Source organism: Shewanella fodinae, assembly GCF_014651955.1.
Classification (GTDB): Bacteria; Pseudomonadota; Gammaproteobacteria; order Enterobacterales; family Shewanellaceae; genus Shewanella; species Shewanella fodinae.
Genome location: NZ_BMXW01000006.1, coordinates 140,941 through 158,441, shown reverse-complemented (window position 1 = coordinate 158,441; position 17,501 = coordinate 140,941). Strand labels below are relative to the sequence as shown.

Sequence of the window (17,501 nt, the reverse complement as noted above, 5' to 3'; positions counted from 1 at the left end):
GTCGGAACTATAAGTTGGTTGGAGAGAACAGATTTGGAAACAGATTTTCGCGTTGTGTTGACGGATTGGCTGGCAAAATTTGGCATTAACAGTGAACCTTCCGGTTGGCTGGCCACCGCTATATTGATCCTGAGCAGCCTGATATTGGCCGCGGTTGCTTACATTGTTATTCGCCGAGGTGTGGTGCGGGCGATGAATCTGATGATCGTTCGCTCCAAAGCTACTTGGGACGATATATTTCTGCGGCATCGGGTACTGGAAAAACTGTCGCTGTTGGTGCCGGCTATGGTGCTCAATTTCTTGGTTCCAGTCGCATTAACCGAACATAAACTGGCCAGTGCTTTGGTCGACAAATTATTGAGTGTCTGGCTGGTGGTGGTGATGGTGCGTGCTGTATATGCCGCATTGGACGCTGTCAACGAGGTGGCAGACGTCAAGCTCATCAGTCGCCGATTGCCGATTAAAAGCTTTGTCCAGTTATGTAAGTTATTCCTGTTCTTCGTGGCTTTAATTGTCAGTGTCTCGGTGCTTGCGGACCAGTCACCGGTGTACTTCCTCAGTGGCTTGGGTGTCGCCACCGGTCTGGTGATGTTGGTGTTTAAGGACACTATTCTCGGTTTTGTGGCGGGCATTCAGCTGGCGGCTAACCGCATGGTCAGTCCTGGTGACTGGATTCAGATGGATAAATACGGTGCCGATGGCTCGGTGGAAGAAGTGTCTCTGACCACCGTCAAAGTGCGTAACTGGGATAAAACCATCACGATGATCCCTGCTTATGCTCTGGTTTCAGATGCATTCCGTAACTGGCGCGGTATGTCGGAATCTGGCGGCCGCCGTATCAAACGCTCCGTCAATATTGATATCAATTCCATCCGTTTTCTGACGGAAGAAGATCGTAAACGGCTGGCAAAAATCAATTATCTTAAAGAGTATCTGCCGAAAAAAATCCATGAACTGGGTGAATCCAATGCCAAAATTTCGGATATGGATATGCCAGTGAATGGCCGACGTTTGACTAATGTGGGAACCTTCCGGGCTTATCTGGTGGAATTTTTACGGCACCATGAAAAAGTTCATCAGGAGATGACCTTAATGGTACGGCAGTTAGCGCCTACGACCGAAGGATTGCCTCTAGAGCTGTACATCTTCACTAACGATACCCGCTGGGTAAATTACGAAGAGATCCAGTCTGATATTTTTGACCATATCTTTGCTATTTTACCGCAGTTCGACTTGCGAGCCTTCCAAGCTCCAACGGGGAACGATATTCGCAGCTTACGGCGTGTGGATATGGCGGAGCAGTGAAGGCCAAGCAGTTTGCCTTGGTGATTGCGTTGGTGGTAACGTCATGACTGGCACAATAGTTATCACCAACTTATTGAAGGATAAGGATATCGCATGAATTTACTACGGACACTACTGCTCTGCGGCAGTTTATGTTGCAGTCTGCTGGTGCAGGCGGTACCGACAGATGATGTTATGGCGTTGCTGCAACATCAACAACAGACTTGGAATCAAGGGGATATCCAAAGTTACATGCAGGGCTACTGGCATGATGAGAAACTGCGCTTTGTCTCGGGTGGCGGCTTTGTTTACGGCTGGGACAATATGCTGAAAGCCTATGAAGAGAATTACCCAGATCAGAAAACCATGGGAAAACTGCAGCTCAAAGCCATTGATATTCATATGCTAAGCAATTATGCGGCGTTGGTCGCTGGGGAGTGGCGTTTGCAACAACCCGACCGACTGACCTCAGGCGTGTTTACACTGTTGGTAGAGAAGCACGATGATAAATGGGTGATAGTGCACGATCACACCTCTTAATACGGCAGTTCTGACATAAACTGAAACTGGTCACGACCAAACTCGCGGCCCTCACTGTCATAGCGTACTTCCATGAACTGCATCACTCCGGCACGGTTTTGCATTAATAAAGTGGTGCTGCGTGTGCCATAGTGGGGGTGGCGAATAAAAATTGCCGAAAGTTTACGCTCCCATTCAGCTTCAATGCCAGTTGCCGGTAACTGTGTCACATCCGCTTCTGCATCGTCTTGCATCAGCGTTAATAACGCCTCAGTATCCAGCGATGGTGCGGCGCGTATCAACTGCCGTAGTGCATGTGTCCCTTTTGCCATTTTGGGCCAGATGTCATCCAGTGCGCCGTTACTGATGGCATGAAAACCTGCCGTCAGAGGTTGTACTGTGCCACTGAGACTGTTGCAACAGAACAGCGCTGAGGCAGAGCCAAAAACCAGATTAAACGGGTTGTAATCTTGCCGATGTTGTTGCAGCCAATCGATATTCATTGGTGATTGCAGCGCTTTTATCACCAATTCTCCTCGGCTTCGGCGGTCATCCCGTAGTAACTGCGGCGCACGGATATTGGTAACAGCGGCTAAATATCCGCGACGGTTCACGCCGAGCCAACTTCCCCCAGCGTTCAGATCCTTACCGGCCAGTATTTGCGGCGTTGTTGCCCAAAAGTGCGCGGCTGCGGTTGGCCGGTGATGGTACTCATCACGGTTAGCGCACAGAATAAGAGGGTAATCTGGATGCTGCTGCAGCGTTATAAACAGTATGCACATACTATCCTCCCTGAGTGTCGAATGCTGTGGCTACGCAACAGGTTACCGAACTCAATGGTGATGTTCGGCGTGGCCGTGATGGTGTACTGCCGTCGGTGCAGAAAGTGTTTGTGGTTTCAATGCCTTGAGGAAGCGCCTAGGGCCCTGTCGCAACAAACTGATGGCAAATAGCAAGGCTAGAACTGCCAACGAGACGGTACTGATCGCGGACCAGTGTGGCAACAGTTGCTGCCATTGTGGCTGCCAGCAGCCTGCCAATGCAACAAGCAGAAGTAGCAGTATTAATGTCGCAGACTTCTGGAACCATGATAACACTCTCAATTGGCTGATATTCAACAATTGGGCGGCACACAGACTCAACACCAATGCAGGCGGATTCCAGCCGCTATACGCCAGCGTAGCCGCAAGTACTGTGCTACCAAGGGGACTGAACTGCATAGGAATAAAGATCAGCACTAATACGGCCACCTGGATCCAGTCATGGTTCAATGGCACTGACGGATGACCAATGAGGTTGGCTAACAGCAAACTCAAAAGTATCCACGGCGCACTATGATCAATGCCATAGCTAAAGCCAAACTCGACAGCATTGGTGCCTGGTTGCGGTTGACTATTAACGGGTCTAGCTTGCAAGAGGGTGAGTAGCCCACCGATTAACAGGCAGGAAAACAACTGCATCAGGGCGTATAGCGGCCCCAGCAATAGCAGTGTCAACAACAGAACCTCTGGTCCCGCAAGACGTTGCATCCACTGTGACCATGGTTGTGGGTTATCTGGGCGTAGCCCCAGTGCATAACGGCCAGCAGCTAAGGCATGGGCCAATAACAGCGCTGGGGCGAGCATCAGTAGCCAATCAAATAGTTGCAAAGAATCATGCGTATGTGCTTCATGGGCATGTTCTCCTGAATCCATCAACATTAATACTGCCAATAACCCCAGTCCCAGCAGACTGCCAAACCCAGCATACAACTCATGGCGACCATTCAGGCTGTTTTCATTGCCATGCGGCTGATGTAATACAACATGCAGAATTGAACCGGTAACAAATGCCTGCAGATACACAGTGTTATCTAGACTCAGATGTTGCAGCAACTGTTCTCCGGCAACATAACCCACAGTGGTCAGTAGCATCATCAGCACTAACACCGTCCAGGCCCATTTAGCTCCGGCATGGGGTTTTAACAGCCACCAGATGGCTAGCCCTACTGGCAAACGGTGCAGAATCACTCCCAACGCCAGCAAGCTGTAATTGCTGTCCTGCTGCGCCAACACCATAGCGCCGCCATCGGTAACTGTGTGCAGCAGTAAACCGATGATGCCAAGTACCAACGTGACATTATGGGTGAGTTCGGAATAACGGTGAAACAGCTTCTCGCTGGCCGACGGCCCCCACAGCCCTAGCACCACAAACACCAATGCCAGCAGGCCGCCATGCTCCAACAGTTCCGGTAGGATATGTACCAACACCAGACCACCGAGCGACACAAAAATAAAGCCGTCCAGCCCTTTATGCAGACCATTGCCTGATGCTAACCAACGATAGAAAACCGGCCCGAGCAATAGGGCGATGCAGCTGGCGACAAGGTATAACATGGGTACCGTTAATGAAATTGAAAAGCGTTATAGTATAGCAAGTGTGTTGTAAATGGGCAGCAGGTAATTCAGCGGAGAATAGCGAAAAATATCCCACTAAATAGTGCCGAAATTCTGCGAGAAAACCTATACAATATGCCACCTTGTTGAATTTTCCGGGCCGACAAACCATGGATATGCTGTCTGCTGCCGTGATGCTGTTTCTTATTATGGATCCGCTGGGCAACCTGCCGGTATTCGCGTCTATTTTGCGGCATATTGAACCCAAAAAACGCCGCCAGGTGCTGATCCGAGAGCTGGTGTTTGCGCTAATTATCATGCTGATGTTCCTCTATGCCGGTGAAGCGATCCTGAGTTTCCTTAATTTGCGCTCTGAAAGCGTCAGTATCGCTGGTGGTATCATTCTGTTTCTGATCGCTATTCGCATGATCTTCCCGCAACCCGGTGGCGTTGTGGGCTTGGCTGCTGGCGAAGAACCATTCATTGTGCCGATGGCGATACCATTAATGGCCGGGCCATCAATTCTGGCCGCCTTGATCCTATTGGCGCATACCGACAGCAGCAAAATGCTGCAGTGGACCGTGGCGTTGGTATCTGCCTGGGCGGCAAGTGCGGTGATTCTGTTATTTTACAAACTCTTTAATCAGCTCCTCGGTGACAAGGGGCTTACCGCGGTTGAGCGTCTGATGGGAATGGTACTGGTTATGATTTCCGTGCAAATGTTTTTAGATGGCGTTGCGCGTTATCTGTCTACAGTCAGTTAGTCTCTTTGCTACACGATCAGCCGGGTTTTATCCCGGCTGAATTAATCCTGAACAATTAAACTGCTTTGTTGCTGAACTGCTTGTCTCGAAAGGTTGTCTACAGTTAATGTAATGTTCCTGAGTTGTTATAGGGGGGTGCTGTGGTCAATCGTTATCTCATGTTCAGTCTGCCGGCGGTACTGGTGTTAATGGGGGCGAGTGCCTGCCAGTCGCCACCAGCCACGACCGAGAGCACACAAGCACCAGCTGCCGCGCCAGCCCCCGAGCCATTAACTCCCTGTGGCAGCGGCGCGCCCCATATCAATCGTACTCAAATTCGCCAGATGTTGTTAGACAAAGGAGTGCTTACGCCAGCAATGAGTGAGCAACAACAGCAACAGATTCTCAATAACTACATTCGCCAACGGCAACAGGCCTACAGCAAGTGTAAAAAGGAGCCTAAAGCATGAATCGTGGACATCTGCTTTCACTGATCATCAGCGCGGTTTTGTTCAGTACCAGTTGTATTGTCGCTGCGGCTCCGGCGCCTCGGGATCCCGCGATTGCCAATCAAGACCAGATTCTTTACTGGATGAAAAAGCGTGGTGAGTTATCGCCAAATGCGTCCTTGGAACAGCAGCAACAGCTTTTAGCGGATTATCTGCAAGGCGGTAAATTATCTAAAGAACAACTGCAGAAATTGAATCACAATCGGCAGTTGCTGAAGGCGGCGTATCAACGAAGTCAAGGTCTCACAACCTTGTCGAAGTTACAGCGGGTGTCTGCTGCGGATGCTAGTGTTACCAAGACAGTAAAAGTATTGGCGGTACTGATTGATTTTCCAGATCTTCCCTACGATAACAATCGGTTAACGTCTGCCGATAGCGAAATGTATTACAGTAGCTATCCGGCATCCCATTACCAGGGTCTATTGTTCTCCAATAGCGGGTTTAGCGGTCCTTCTGGGCAAAATCTGCAGTCGGCATACCAGTATTATCAGGCGGCATCAGGTAACAGTTTTTATTTTACGGGTGATGTTAAAGGCTGGTATACCGCTAGCCATAATGCCGCCTATTACGGTGCCAACGATCCCGATAACAACGACAGCGATATCCGTGCTACCGAGCTGGTCGAAGAAGCCGTGGCTTTGGCGGCCGCCAATATGTCTGCTGCGGAGCTGGCGCAATACGACGTGGAAGACCCCTATGACATCGACGGCGACGGTAATCTGAATGAACCCGACGGCATTATTGACCATGTGATGGTGTTTCATTCCAGTATTGGTGAAGAAGCTGGCGGCGGAGTGCTGGGTGATGATGCCATCTGGTCGCATCGGTATTTTGTGCCTGGCAGTTACGGTCAGTTGATCCCTGGCACATCCAAACGTGTGTTTGGTTACACCATTCAGCCCATTGATTCGGCTGTTGGTGTATGTGTGCATGAATTCGGCCACGATCTAGGTCTGCCAGACGAATATAACACTGACAACAGTGGAGATGGTGAACCGGTAGGCTACTGGTCGTTGATGTCAAATGGTAGCTGGACCGGCGCACCAGCGGGCTCGGCGCCCACAGGATTTAGTCCTTATGCGCGGGATTTTCTGCAGCAGCGTTATAAAGGGCGCTGGCTGAATATGCAAACTATTGCTTATACAGCGCTGACAGCTGATGGTACGGATGTTGTGCTCAATCAGGCAACTGACAGCAATAGTCTTAACCAATTGGAAATCACGCTGCCGCCTGGTGAGGTTGCCATTACTGCACCCTATGCCGGTGATTATCAATATTATTCTGGTAGCGGCAATCAACTTAATCATGCGATGTCGTTCAATGTACAGTTGCCCTCCAGCAGCCCGCTAACACTAACGATGAAAGCCCGCTGGGATACTGAGCAATATTATGATTACGCCCAGTTGTTGGTGGATGGTGTAGCGGTTGCTGGGAATTACACCGTCAGCACTAACACCGTTAACAATGCTCGCAATATCATTACCGGGGATTCGTCGACATTAGCTGCGGCAGACAATAACGGCTGGGTTACCTTGAGTTTTGATCTGAGTGCTTATGCGGGAAACAACAAACAGATCAGCCTGGTATATAAAACCGATGAAGCATTGGGTGGCGATGGCATTCAGGTTGACAACATTCAGCTCATGGCGGGAGCCAACATAGTATTTGCCGATGATGCTGAGCAATTAAATGCCAACATGACGCTCAGCAGTTTTATCCGTACCGGGGCTAGTCGTCCAGGGACCGGGCGCAGTTATCTGGTACAGCTGCGCAGCTATGCCGGGATTGACCGCGGCTTGGAACAGGCGGGGTATGATCCGGGGGTTTTGGTATGGCTGCGAGATCAGGATGTCGATGACAACAATGTTGGCGATCATCCCGGCAAGGTGTTTATTGGTGTGGTGGATGCGGACCAGCATCTGGTGAGCGGGCAGCCAACATTAGTACAAATCCATGATGCGGCCTTCAGCCTCTACAACCAGAGTTACTATCCCGGTGATAACTACCGTACGGCGACCAGTATTTTTGATGACCGGGACGATTACAGTGCGCCAAGCATGCCGCAGGCAGGTATTAAACTGCCGGCATTAGGATTTACGCTGGAAGTGGTTTCTCAGGAACTGGATTCCAGTCAGGCTACTGTCAGACTGGCCATGGATGACTCCGTGGTTGCCTCTGATTTGGCAACCAGTTTTGCGACGGCGCAACAAGGGTTGCAAGTCAGTTTCAGCGCGAGTACCAGTGGCGGGACCGCACCATACAGCTATTTGTGGAATTTTGGTGATGGCACTACCAGCACGCAGCAGAACCCACAGCATACCTATACTGCGGCAGGCAGTTACAGTGTGACATTAACGGTAACTGATGCTCAGGCGCAGACCGCAACGACAACAAAACAGGTGACGCTGAATGCGACGCTTGCTGCTGCATTCAGTAGCACCGTCAACGGTTTAACCGCGCAGTTTAGCAACCAGAGTAGCGGTGGCAGTGGTACACTCAGTTACCGCTGGAATTTTGGCGACGGTGACAGCAGCAGTCTGACTTCCCCCTCGCATACTTACCGTAGTAGCGGCAGTTACAGTGTGACCTTGACTGTCACCGATGGCAGCAACGCCAGCGCCAGTGCGACTAACACTGTCACGGTCACTGCGCCAATAACCACCGACAGTACCAGTAGCTCTGGCGGTGGTGGCAGTCTCGGCAGTTGGTGTCTCTTGGGGCTGTTACTGGCGGCATTGGGACGACGTAAACTAAGTTTCAGAGTGGCGGCAGTCGGCTAACCGCTTCCGGCAGGAAAAATTCGGCCACTAGCAGCCGCTGTTGACGATAATGGAAATAGCGGCGACGACCCCAAATGGTGTTAGCAGACGTTTGTCCTAAGGTGGCCGCTAGCTGCTGGATTTTGCCCGTTATGGGTGCTTGTCCCCATTCCATATGCCCCGGGATGAAGTTATTGTCGGTGAATAACAGTTCGCCCAGTGGTTTTTGCCCACGGTGTTGTAACTGGGTCAGCGATGACGGTGCCAAGGTGCGGGCATACACTAACGGTCGATTATCCAGACATAGCAGCACTTCTCTGATCCATAACTTGTCTTCTGTTCCCGGCCACTCTCCGGGCAGTGGTGTAGCTACCACCTCGCCTAACAGCGTGACTTCAAACTGCTGACAACATTGGCGTAGGCGCTGGGTAAGACTGCCATCAGCCGTAAGCCATGCGGCTAACGGCTGCGCTGAAAATGAATGTGGTGGCTCAGCAGACCACTTGATAATATCGCCAAAAGGAAAGCCAGGACTAGTCAGATTCATCAGATAGCCGATACAATAGAAAGACTCACGGAGTCTAACACGGGGACTGCTGATGCTAAACCGTAGACATTTCAGTTGCCGACAGGGTGGTGCGAATACATGCAAAAATTACTATTACTCATATTGTTGACACTGGTGGGCAGTTGGCTTCCGGCTCAGGCAGCCGATGCTGAAAAAGAAAAACCAGCGGTAACTGAAGATAACTATGCATACTACGGCTTTGAGCCAGAGATAGTGACCAATTATATCTCCAACCGCAAAAAGCTAGGATTTGTGCGGATCAGCGTGGAGTTAATGGTAAAGGATCAGCAGGATTTACTGGCAATCCAGCACCATGATCCATTGCTGCGGGCGGCCATTGTGGAGATCCTTGGTAACCAGACCGAAGATAAAATTAAGTCGTTAACTGGCAGGGAAGAGATCCGTAAGGAATGCTACCAAACGGTCAATCGTTTGCTGCAGCAAGAAACCGGCAAAGAGCTGGTAGTCAACCTGCTGTTTACCCGTTATCTGTACGACTAAGCCATGGCGGAGGCAAAAATCCCGCAGCTAAGACGGGATAAAGGGTTGCACCCTCGTAACCGTCATCGCCAAGGCTATGATTTTACGGCGTTAGCGCAGCAATTCCCACCTTTGAAACGCCACCTGCTGACCACCCAATACGGTCAACTGTCGATTAATTTCAGCGAGCCTGCGGCGGTAAAAGCCCTGAATGCCGCATTACTCAAACAGCATTATCAGATCTGTGACTGGAGCCTACCAGACGGTTATTTGTGTCCGCCGGTGCCAGGACGCGAAGATTACCTGCACCATCTGGCGGATCTGTTGGCCGAAGGTGGCGCTATTCCCAAAGGTACTCAAATCACTGCGCTGGATATCGGCACTGGCGCGAATGGCATCTATCCGTTGCTGGGCACTGCCATTTATGGCTGGCGTTTTGTTGGTAGTGATATTGATGCCAAGGCATTACAGCATCTGCAATCCGTGCTTAATGCCAATCCCCGTATCGCCGCGCTTGTCAGCCTACGCCAACAATCACAGCCGCAGCATATGTTTGCCAATATCATTCAGCCGGGTGAATATTTTGATGTCACCCTGTGTAACCCGCCTTTTCACCGCTCTGCTGCCGAAGCGCAACAAGGCAGCCTACGCAAGGTGCGCAATCTGGCGGCCAACCGTGGCAAGCCTGCCAAACAGCCACAGCTGAATTTTGCTGGCCGCGCCAATGAACTCTGGTGCGACGGTGGTGAAGCCGGATTTTTACAGCGGATGATCAGCGAAAGTAAACACTATGGCGCGCAAGTGCTGTGGTTTAGCTCTTTAGTCTCTAAAGCCGAAAATTTACCACAGTGTTATCGGTGGCTGACGCAACAACAGGCACAAGCAGTACGCACGCTGAAAATGGTACAGGGCAACAAACAAACCCGGATCTTGGCTTGGAGTTTTCTTGACGAAAACACCCGTCAGACCTGGCGCAAATTTAAAACCTGATTAGTGAAACGTCAGCCGCAGATTTTTTCTTTCAGTATATTCACGCTTTTTTACTTAAGTACTTAAAGGGGGCGAACAAGTTATCAATGCGCGAATAACTTGATAATACCAATTGATTTTAATTGAATATATTTTGCTCTTTCGGCGTTATGAATACTTAAATCTCACCTTTCTTAGTTACCGAGAGTGACTTCTCGTGCGTAGATCACTACAGCCAGCTAGGGTGGTAGTTACCGATCGTGCAATGGTTTGATCAATAAAGGTTTGTGGGGCTTACGGTAACAAATAGTGTCTTTGACTGCTTGCAACGAAGGGTCGCTAACGGTTTCTGCTGTTATATTACATTTTTGCTTGGGAGAAATTATCACTGGTCCGTTATAGTGTGGATTATATACAAAGCTACTGCATCCACAAAGCAAAGAAGCCGTTGTCAACACTAAATTTCTTAACATAAACTCTCACAAAATATCTTAATCTCAAAAAACTTTACTTTCTGAAATCGTACACAGTTTTAAATACAAAAAAAATACTTTTCATTATGATATAGCGGTATCAAATATTGGTCACCATCCTTAAACCAGAAGATAGGGGTTGGTTGTTGCCACCAAAGAAAATTAGGTTGTGGCAAAACACTTTCAAGGGAGCAACGAATAGAAATGACAGAATATGTCATGAATTTGAGTTTCGCTTCACAAATGAACCCACTCAACTGTCACCATATGGTGACAGTTGAGTGGGTGTGATGTCCCTTGTACACGTCGCGATAAAGACAACGTAAACAACATTACCGTAGGGTTGCGATTTTTTTCTCTTTGTAATCAGTATTATAAATGTAAATAAGCCCCATCAAGTTAGGATCGGCCAACTTCGTTACCCTGTAAGTATATTGGTATTCCAAGCTGCCAGTTTTTGAAAGGGTGTACCAATATTTAGCTGCGGAGAAATGGATCATATAGGGGTTTCCAAAGGCTAAGTCTTTACTTCTCAGTTGGGATGTCGTCCATACGGCATCATCAAAGCCGTACGCCGCATAATTCCCAGGTTCAGCACCGGGGATTAGTTTTTGCACGTAGCTGTAATCCACCAATGTAGAGAATCGCATGTCACCTATGTCACTATCCTTAGGTGCGTTAATACAATGCAGTGCGGTTCCGTCCATCGCGCATTTAGAGTTTTGTATTAGCGCAGAACTGGGGTTGGTTAATTCTGTAAATGCTTTACGAAGCATTTCAGGCGTTCTTGGGTTTTGCCCATCTTCGAGCTTAATAAGAATTACATGACCAACACCCGGGTAATCAGCTGGGTTACTCAGAAAGTTAGCAAGCGCAAATCCTGAACCTACGAGCTTGGCTGTCGCCAGAAAATCTAACGCTTTGCCAGCGCCAAAATCCTGGCTAGTTTGTGCTGAAACGGTATCCCCGCTCGCTTCAATAAAATGGATATCAACACTGGATAACAAGTTATCGTCATTCTTATCCTCAACAGCGGAGTTTCCGGCCAATAGTTCCAATTTGCCACCAAATGAGAGACTAGAATTCCCGTAAAAAACTCCATTTTTAATAGCGCTATCTTGTTTTGGAACAGAAGAACATCCTGACATTGTGGACACAATCAAGCCAATACACAAAATACCCATAAACTTAAATTTCGACATTTAACATCCCTATCTAAATTAAAAAATTGTATTAAAAAACAAAATACTAAGACATTTCTTGTTAATGTGTCGTGATATTTATCAGATTTTATTGGGATGATTAAGCCTGATTTCAAATGCTTAAGGTTTGAATCGTTATAATTAGATTAGTCGTTTTTAGCATTACTAGAATTTGGTCAACTTTCAGAGAATAGCGCTGATCTCAGGTCGCAATGCTAAAACGTTTTGAGGGCAAAGCGATTCTGCTTTAACTGTTCACAATCCCTCGTTTGCTATTAACAGAATAACTCCGATAATTCCTAGCACATGCGGACTTGTGGCCGTCGCCAGCAACGCGAATATCGAGAAGGCGATGTGTTTATGCGCGCGAGCCAAGGATGGCGAGCTGGCTAATTACATGGACGTAATTAGCTGGCGTCGAGATTACACGGATGTGCTTGCATCGTGCCAAGCCTGCGGCAGGCAATTAACTACAGCAAGGCGAGAAGCGATGATGCGTTTATGAGCGTGAGCCAAAGACGTGTTTCGATGGACGAGCATTGCCCCTTGGCCGCAGTGTGAGCGCGGAGGCTCACGACGTTAGCAAACGCAGTTTGCATAGGCGCAGCCTATTTCTTTAGCCCAGAATAGAACGATGCATTACACCAATTAGCCACCTTTCGCCAATAACAATAGGCGGATTATGCGAGTTACTTACTCTGGACTCCAGAGTAATTGGCCGCAATCGGTCAGATCATAGCCGCCAAGCAGTGCGGCCATCTGCCGTGATGATGAACCGGCCAGCAGTTTGAACAGTTGCTGCAATTGCCGACGGAAGTAGATGCCTTGCGGCATAACAAAATCGAAGGATTCTGTCAGCAACGGCACAAATCCCAGACCGCTTTCCATGGCGACAGCCTGACAGCCAAAGCCAATATCCGCATCGCCGCGCGCTAGATAGCCTGCCAACTCTCGCTCGCTATAGGCGGTGAGCACTGTATTGAGATTTTTCAGACTGGAACCACGTTTCATCAGCCAGTGTTCCAGATGTTGTTGGCTGCCAGCGCCACCTTGGCGGCTGACCCAACGCCACGGCAGACTCAGTACCTTATCTTCTTCCTGACACTGGTGATGCAATTCTGGACGCACTATCAATCCCTGTTGCCGATTGTAGCCATGCACCATGATCCACTGTTGGTGGTTGGGGTAGCCTTTTAATAGTGCGGTGTGGCGAATATTGCGCTCATCGGCGCTGCCCCAATGCAGGGTGCAAACATCTGCGTATCCTTTTGACAGCAGTTCCAGTCCTAGCCGCGAACCCGTGGCACTGTAACTTATCAGTTCACGACTGCCCACTTCAGCCATTAACCGGGCAACTTGCATGGATAGCAGTGGATCATCACTGCCGGTGACTAGCAGGCGGTCAGACAACATACCACTGTGACAGGAATCCATCAGCCAGCGGTCGATGAGGATCTTTGGAAACAGCCATTTGCCAGTGATTTTGGTAGCTGGCAGCATCCGGTCATTCGCCATGGCGTAGACCTTTTTCTCATTCAGATCCAGATATTCCGCTACCTGTTTGGCACTCATATATACCAGTTCACTGGGTTCGGTCATCATCTCTCCTGCGTAACCGCTTGGTTTGATTGGATGTCATCAAATTCTATGTTGTCGGCACCATGATACACCAGAAAATGCCGCCCTTTCGCGCGGGCGATCATGGTAATTCCCAGTTGTTGCGCCAGCTCCAATCCCATCTGGGTCACGCCGCTGCGGGACAATAGCACCGGAATGCCCATTTTGGCCACTTTGATCACCATTTCCGAAGTCAAGCGACCAGTGGTATAGAAAATCATATCGCCGCCACTCTGCTGTTTTAGCCACATCTCTCCGGCTAATGTATCAACAGCGTTATGGCGTCCGACATCTTCCACAAAAGAGCTGATGCTGTCACCTATGCAGACGCCGCAGCCATGTACCGCACCGGCATTCTTATAGGTGTCATTGTATTGGGCAATATTGCGCAGCAAGCTGTAAATCATGCTTTGCTTAAGCTGTGGTATCGGCAAGGTGATGTTGTCTAGACCCTCCATAAAGCCACCAAATACTGTGCCTTGACCACACCCTGTGGTAACGGTTTTTTCGGCCAGTTTAGCGTCTAAATCTTGCGTCTGTTCTTTGGTAATGACTGCAGCAGAATTCACTTCCCAATCGACAATCACTGATTCCAATTGCGTGACATCACTGATAAAACCTTGGTTTTTCAAATATCCTAGCGCTAAGGCTTCGGGTCTGGCCCCCAGTGTCATCAGTGTCACAATCGGGCGCCAGTTGAGATACACCGTCAGTGGTCGCTCACAGGCAACGGACTTTTGCTGAACTACGCCGTTTTCGTCGATGGCGGTGACGTTGATGGTGAGTGGCACTTCTGTCGCAGTTTTTATCAGATGCAGCTTGGCTTGGGTCATGGACAGGACTCATGCAAAAAATAAGAACTAGATCATAGCAATAATCATACCTGCTCATAATAGAGCAGATAAATGCGTGATCTACTGCAACTCTCCGCAAGGTGGCAGTGTACATTGTGCAAAGTGTCATTTGAGGTGCGACATAATGTCCGTCACCTCAGATGGAATACTTGATCACCGTCATGAATTTTTTTGATTTTGTATCTGGTTTATTTTTTGCATACGCCTATGGTTAACCTTGTGACCCGAAAATACTAACTCGGGAGGAAGAATTCTTATGCAGCATACTCAAAGCGTATGGCCCATGTACGTAACCCTGAAAAAAGTGGAAAAACAGATTGGGCGTTGGATGTCAGAAAGCTGGGAACTGGATCAGGTTGTTCCAGCCTCGCAAGATGCGCCAGTAGGTGCCACTCTAGTGTTGTTGGAGTTGTTTTTGGATGAACGCGCCAGCTACCGTCTTAATCTCGATATGGATAATCCCATGATCTATATCGTGTGTGATGAACAGGAAGATGGTACCTGGGTTCCTGCCGCTATTTCTGCGGATCAGAATGTGGCGGCGGGTTGTCTTGAAGGCGATACCCCAGTATTAAACATGGTGATGCCGGAAGCTATCGCCTGTTGGATCGAAGCGTTTATTTCTGAGCACGGTGAAGTAGAGATCTCTGCCCATCGTCGTAAACATGTTAACCGCCGTAAGGAAGTGGCCGAAGAACAGCGGAGGCATTAATGGCTGAAGAACGCAGTTTTCTGAGCCGTTGGGCGCAGCGTAAACAGCAGGCGCAAGAGGGCAAAGTCCTTGATGAGCCTGAAGTAGTGGCTACTGAAGAAGTAGCCGATGAGGAAGTAGCGACAGTCGTTGATGCAGATGGGGCGTCAGCGGTAACAGCAGAAGTTGTTAGCACTGAGTCTGAGACCCAGCTAGGTGCTGAAGATTTACCCGATCCTGACAGTATCGAAATCGGTGGTAGTTTTGCCAGCTTTATGGCTAACAATGTGGATCCTGATGTGAAGAAAAATGCCCTTCGGGCGTTATGGAAGCAGCCACATTTCAGTGAGATCGACGGCATGATGGAATATGCCTTGGATTATAGCTGCCAGCCGACCCTAAGTGCCGAGGTTTCTAGTGAACTGGCGAAGAAAGTCTTTCGTCATCTCCTTGAAAAAACAGAAGAAGCTGTTACGGACTTGGCCGATGTGCCCGTCCCGGCGGATGCTGAAGCGGAAACGCCAGAACCAACCCTGTTGGCGGACAATTTGGACGAAGCTATAACAGCGGATAGCCAAAATGCCACGTTACCAGCAGCAGAACCCGACAAAGGGGTTGTTTAACGTCAGTTTGTCAGTATCTAAATACCATAACTTTGGTATGTGAATTGCTGATAATTCCAATTAGTCGGGCTGTGATAAAGCGCATAAATCAATAATAAAAGCAGATAGATACTAACAATCATCACAGCCAAAAACCTGTTCAGGAACGCAAAGTGAGCAATAGTGTGAGCAATACCCCCGCCCAGCAAGCGCTGCGGCAGGTGCGCACTGAGGTGCAACAGCAGACCCGGATTCTGCAAAACCTGATCCCGCCCACCGTCAGTTACACCACAGAGGGGAGTGTGTTGGTGATTGGGCCTGAGGATCTGGCACGGTTGGCGGCGGACAAATTGTCTAGCATGGCTGGCTGTGTGATTTTGGCCAATGAGGCAGTTACCAGCCAGGATGAGGCCCACCTAGAACGGGTGATGGCTGCCGCTGAAAACGTTGAGACTTATTACAACAAACTGTTATCGGTAAAAGGTTTCTTAGGCCAGTTTCAGGTTGCGGTAGAGCATAACGGCAGTGCTGCAGAATTAAGTTTGGTGGCGTTGCGTAAGGCGCATTTTGATTTGATCCTGGATTTGAGTCGTGAGCCGGTTATCCAATTGGAAATGCTGCCGCCTGGCTATTTTTATGTGGGTCAGGATCCAGCTAAACTGGCGCAAGCGCTGGAAGAACTGCCGCAGATGGTGGGGCAGTTCGATAAACCGCGTTACGTTAAGATCAATGCCGATATCTGCGCCCATTATCGTAACGGCGTTAACGGTTGTAACCGCTGTCTGAATTTCTGTCCCGCCGATGCCATCAAGAGTGTGGCGCAGCAGATTGAGGTTGACCCTTATCTGTGTCATGGCGCGGGTAGTTGCAGTAACGCTTGTCCCACTGGTGCCTTGACTTACGATTTGCCAACGCCCCAAGCCCTTCACTCCTATCTACATAAACTGATCAGCCGTTATCTGGAAAAATCCGGCGTGGCACCTGTCATCCTCTTCCACGATGCAACTCAAGGTGTAGCGTTGATCTCCAGCGAACTTCCGGGCGATGTCTTACCGGTCGAGCTGGAGGAGATCACGGTCGCGGGGATGGATCACTGGCTGGCGGCATTGGCATGGGGAGCTCGTCAGATATTAGTGCTGAACACTGCGGCAACCGCTCCTAGCTTGACGCAGATGTTGCAGGGCGAGTTGTCGCTGACCAATACCTTGTTGCAAGAAATTGGTCAGCCTGCACGTATCTCTTTGATTGGCGAAACCGAGTTGCTAGAGCTCTGGCCTATACTTGATAGCAGCATGGCCTGGCCGTTAACGGTTCCGGCAACGTTCGAGGCAGACAGTAAACGTGCCATCTTGTTTGCGGCGCTGGATTACCTCAACCAACAGGCAGCACAAGCCAAACACCGCTTGCCGCTGAGTAACGTGCCGTTTGGTCAGGTTCAGGTAAAAGCTGACGGTTGTACTTTGTGTATGTCTTGTGTGGCGACTTGTCCGACACAGGCGCTGCAGGATGGCGGTGACAAGCCGGCGTTGTACTTTGTTGAGCAAGATTGTGTGCAGTGTGGGCTTTGTGAAGCCTCTTGCCCGGAAAAAGTCATCAGTTTGCAATCGTCTGTTAATTTGGATCAGCCGTCCAGACAACAACGACAGACCCTAAAAGAAGAAGCTCCGTTTGAATGTATTCGTTGCGGAGCCCCATTTGCGACCCAGTCTATGGTGCATCGGATGCTGGAGATGGTCGGAACCCACAATGCTTTTAGTGCGCATATTGATCGCTTGAAAATGTGTGGGGATTGCCGGGTGAAGGATATGTTCGAAGAGATCCTTAACGACCCCGAAAAGCAACTGAGATAAGAGAGC

General features: G+C 49.4%; 16 protein-coding genes. 10 read left to right on the top strand and 6 right to left on the bottom strand.

Annotated features, from left to right (window positions below):
* The first annotated feature begins 33 nt into the window (after positions 1-33).
* Together IE064_RS07735 and IE064_RS07730 are read left to right on the top strand one after the other, a co-directional pair.
* Entirely contained in the window at positions 34-1,305 is a 1,272-nt protein-coding gene (locus IE064_RS07735; RefSeq protein WP_189617338.1) for a mechanosensitive ion channel family protein, read from the top strand.
* A gap of 93 nt (positions 1,306-1,398) precedes the next feature.
* Positions 1,399-1,824 carry a YybH family protein gene (locus tag IE064_RS07730; protein WP_189617337.1) on the top strand — a complete coding sequence of 142 codons (426 nt, stop codon included), beginning with the start codon at positions 1,399-1,401 and terminating at the stop codon, positions 1,822-1,824.
* Here the strand turns inward: IE064_RS07730 and IE064_RS07725 are convergent.
* Both IE064_RS07725 and IE064_RS07720 read right to left on the bottom strand, forming a co-directional pair.
* Positions 1,821-2,585 carry an NRDE family protein gene (locus IE064_RS07725; RefSeq protein WP_189617336.1) on the bottom strand — a complete coding sequence of 255 codons (765 nt, stop codon included), beginning with the start codon at positions 2,583-2,585 and terminating at the stop codon, positions 1,821-1,823. The two genes, IE064_RS07730 and IE064_RS07725, sit on opposite strands and share 4 nt — an antisense overlap.
* 51 nt (positions 2,586-2,636) lie before the next feature.
* Positions 2,637-4,178, bottom strand: a complete 1,542-nt coding sequence (locus IE064_RS07720; protein ID WP_189617335.1) for a metal transporter — start codon at positions 4,176-4,178, stop codon at positions 2,637-2,639.
* 170 nt (positions 4,179-4,348) lie between these two features.
* On the opposite strand from IE064_RS07720, the gene IE064_RS07715 reads away from it, so the two are divergent.
* The 3 genes from IE064_RS07715 (at position 4,349) to IE064_RS07705 (ending at position 8,210) form a co-directional block, all read left to right on the top strand.
* Positions 4,349-4,942, top strand: a complete 594-nt coding sequence (locus IE064_RS07715; protein WP_133038237.1) for a YhgN family NAAT transporter — start codon at positions 4,349-4,351, stop codon at positions 4,940-4,942.
* 140 nt (positions 4,943-5,082) lie between these two features.
* A complete protein-coding gene (locus IE064_RS07710; RefSeq protein ID WP_189617334.1) occupies positions 5,083-5,391 on the top strand; it encodes a hypothetical protein in 309 nt (102 codons plus the stop codon).
* On the top strand, positions 5,388-8,210 hold the full coding sequence (locus IE064_RS07705) for an immune inhibitor A domain-containing protein (RefSeq protein ID WP_189617333.1): 2,823 nt from the start codon (positions 5,388-5,390) through the stop codon (positions 8,208-8,210). The genes IE064_RS07710 and IE064_RS07705 overlap by 4 nt, the downstream gene beginning before the upstream one ends.
* Here the strand turns inward: IE064_RS07705 and IE064_RS07700 are convergent.
* Entirely contained in the window at positions 8,188-8,736 is a 549-nt protein-coding gene (locus IE064_RS07700; RefSeq protein WP_189617332.1) for a chorismate--pyruvate lyase family protein, read from the bottom strand. The two genes, IE064_RS07705 and IE064_RS07700, sit on opposite strands and share 23 nt — an antisense overlap.
* Positions 8,737-8,835: 99 nt before the next feature.
* Between IE064_RS07700 and IE064_RS07695 the strand changes: the two genes are divergently transcribed.
* Positions 8,836-9,258 (top strand): flagellar basal body-associated protein FliL, encoded by a 423-nt coding sequence (locus IE064_RS07695; RefSeq protein WP_189617331.1) that lies wholly within the window; start codon positions 8,836-8,838, stop codon positions 9,256-9,258.
* Positions 9,259-9,261: 3 nt separating this feature from the next.
* Positions 9,262-10,227 (top strand): 23S rRNA (adenine(1618)-N(6))-methyltransferase RlmF, encoded by a 966-nt coding sequence (rlmF, locus tag IE064_RS07690; RefSeq protein WP_189617330.1) that lies wholly within the window; start codon positions 9,262-9,264, stop codon positions 10,225-10,227.
* 784 nt (positions 10,228-11,011) lie between these two features.
* Here the strand turns inward: rlmF and IE064_RS07685 are convergent.
* The 3 genes from IE064_RS07685 to IE064_RS07675 form a co-directional block, all read right to left on the bottom strand.
* A complete protein-coding gene (locus tag IE064_RS07685; RefSeq protein ID WP_189617329.1) occupies positions 11,012-11,881 on the bottom strand; it encodes a hypothetical protein in 870 nt (289 codons plus the stop codon).
* A 693-nt stretch (positions 11,882-12,574) separates the two neighbouring features.
* Positions 12,575-13,480 (bottom strand): substrate-binding domain-containing protein, encoded by a 906-nt coding sequence (locus IE064_RS07680; protein ID WP_189617328.1) that lies wholly within the window; start codon positions 13,478-13,480, stop codon positions 12,575-12,577.
* Positions 13,480-14,331 carry a formate dehydrogenase accessory sulfurtransferase FdhD gene (locus IE064_RS07675; RefSeq protein WP_189617327.1) on the bottom strand — a complete coding sequence of 284 codons (852 nt, stop codon included), beginning with the start codon at positions 14,329-14,331 and terminating at the stop codon, positions 13,480-13,482. Before IE064_RS07675 ends, IE064_RS07680 begins: the two co-directional genes overlap by 1 nt.
* Positions 14,332-14,608: 277 nt before the next feature.
* Here IE064_RS07675 and IE064_RS07670 point away from each other — a divergent pair, with 277 nt between their 5' ends.
* The 3 genes from IE064_RS07670 to IE064_RS07660 all read left to right on the top strand — a co-directional run bounded on the left by IE064_RS07670 (position 14,609) and on the right by IE064_RS07660 (position 17,495).
* The gene (locus IE064_RS07670; RefSeq protein WP_189617326.1) at positions 14,609-15,064 is read left to right on the top strand and encodes a DUF3305 domain-containing protein; all 456 of its coding nucleotides are present in this window, start codon (positions 14,609-14,611) and stop codon (positions 15,062-15,064) included.
* Positions 15,064-15,666: a DUF3306 domain-containing protein gene (locus IE064_RS07665; protein ID WP_189617325.1), complete on the top strand. Its 603-nt coding sequence runs from the start codon at positions 15,064-15,066 to the stop codon at positions 15,664-15,666. The genes IE064_RS07670 and IE064_RS07665 overlap by 1 nt, the downstream gene beginning before the upstream one ends.
* Before the next feature lie 152 nt (positions 15,667-15,818).
* Positions 15,819-17,495, top strand: a complete 1,677-nt coding sequence (locus tag IE064_RS07660) for a 4Fe-4S dicluster domain-containing protein (protein ID WP_373295254.1) — start codon at positions 15,819-15,821, stop codon at positions 17,493-17,495.
* The last annotated feature ends 6 nt before the right edge of the window (positions 17,496-17,501 follow it).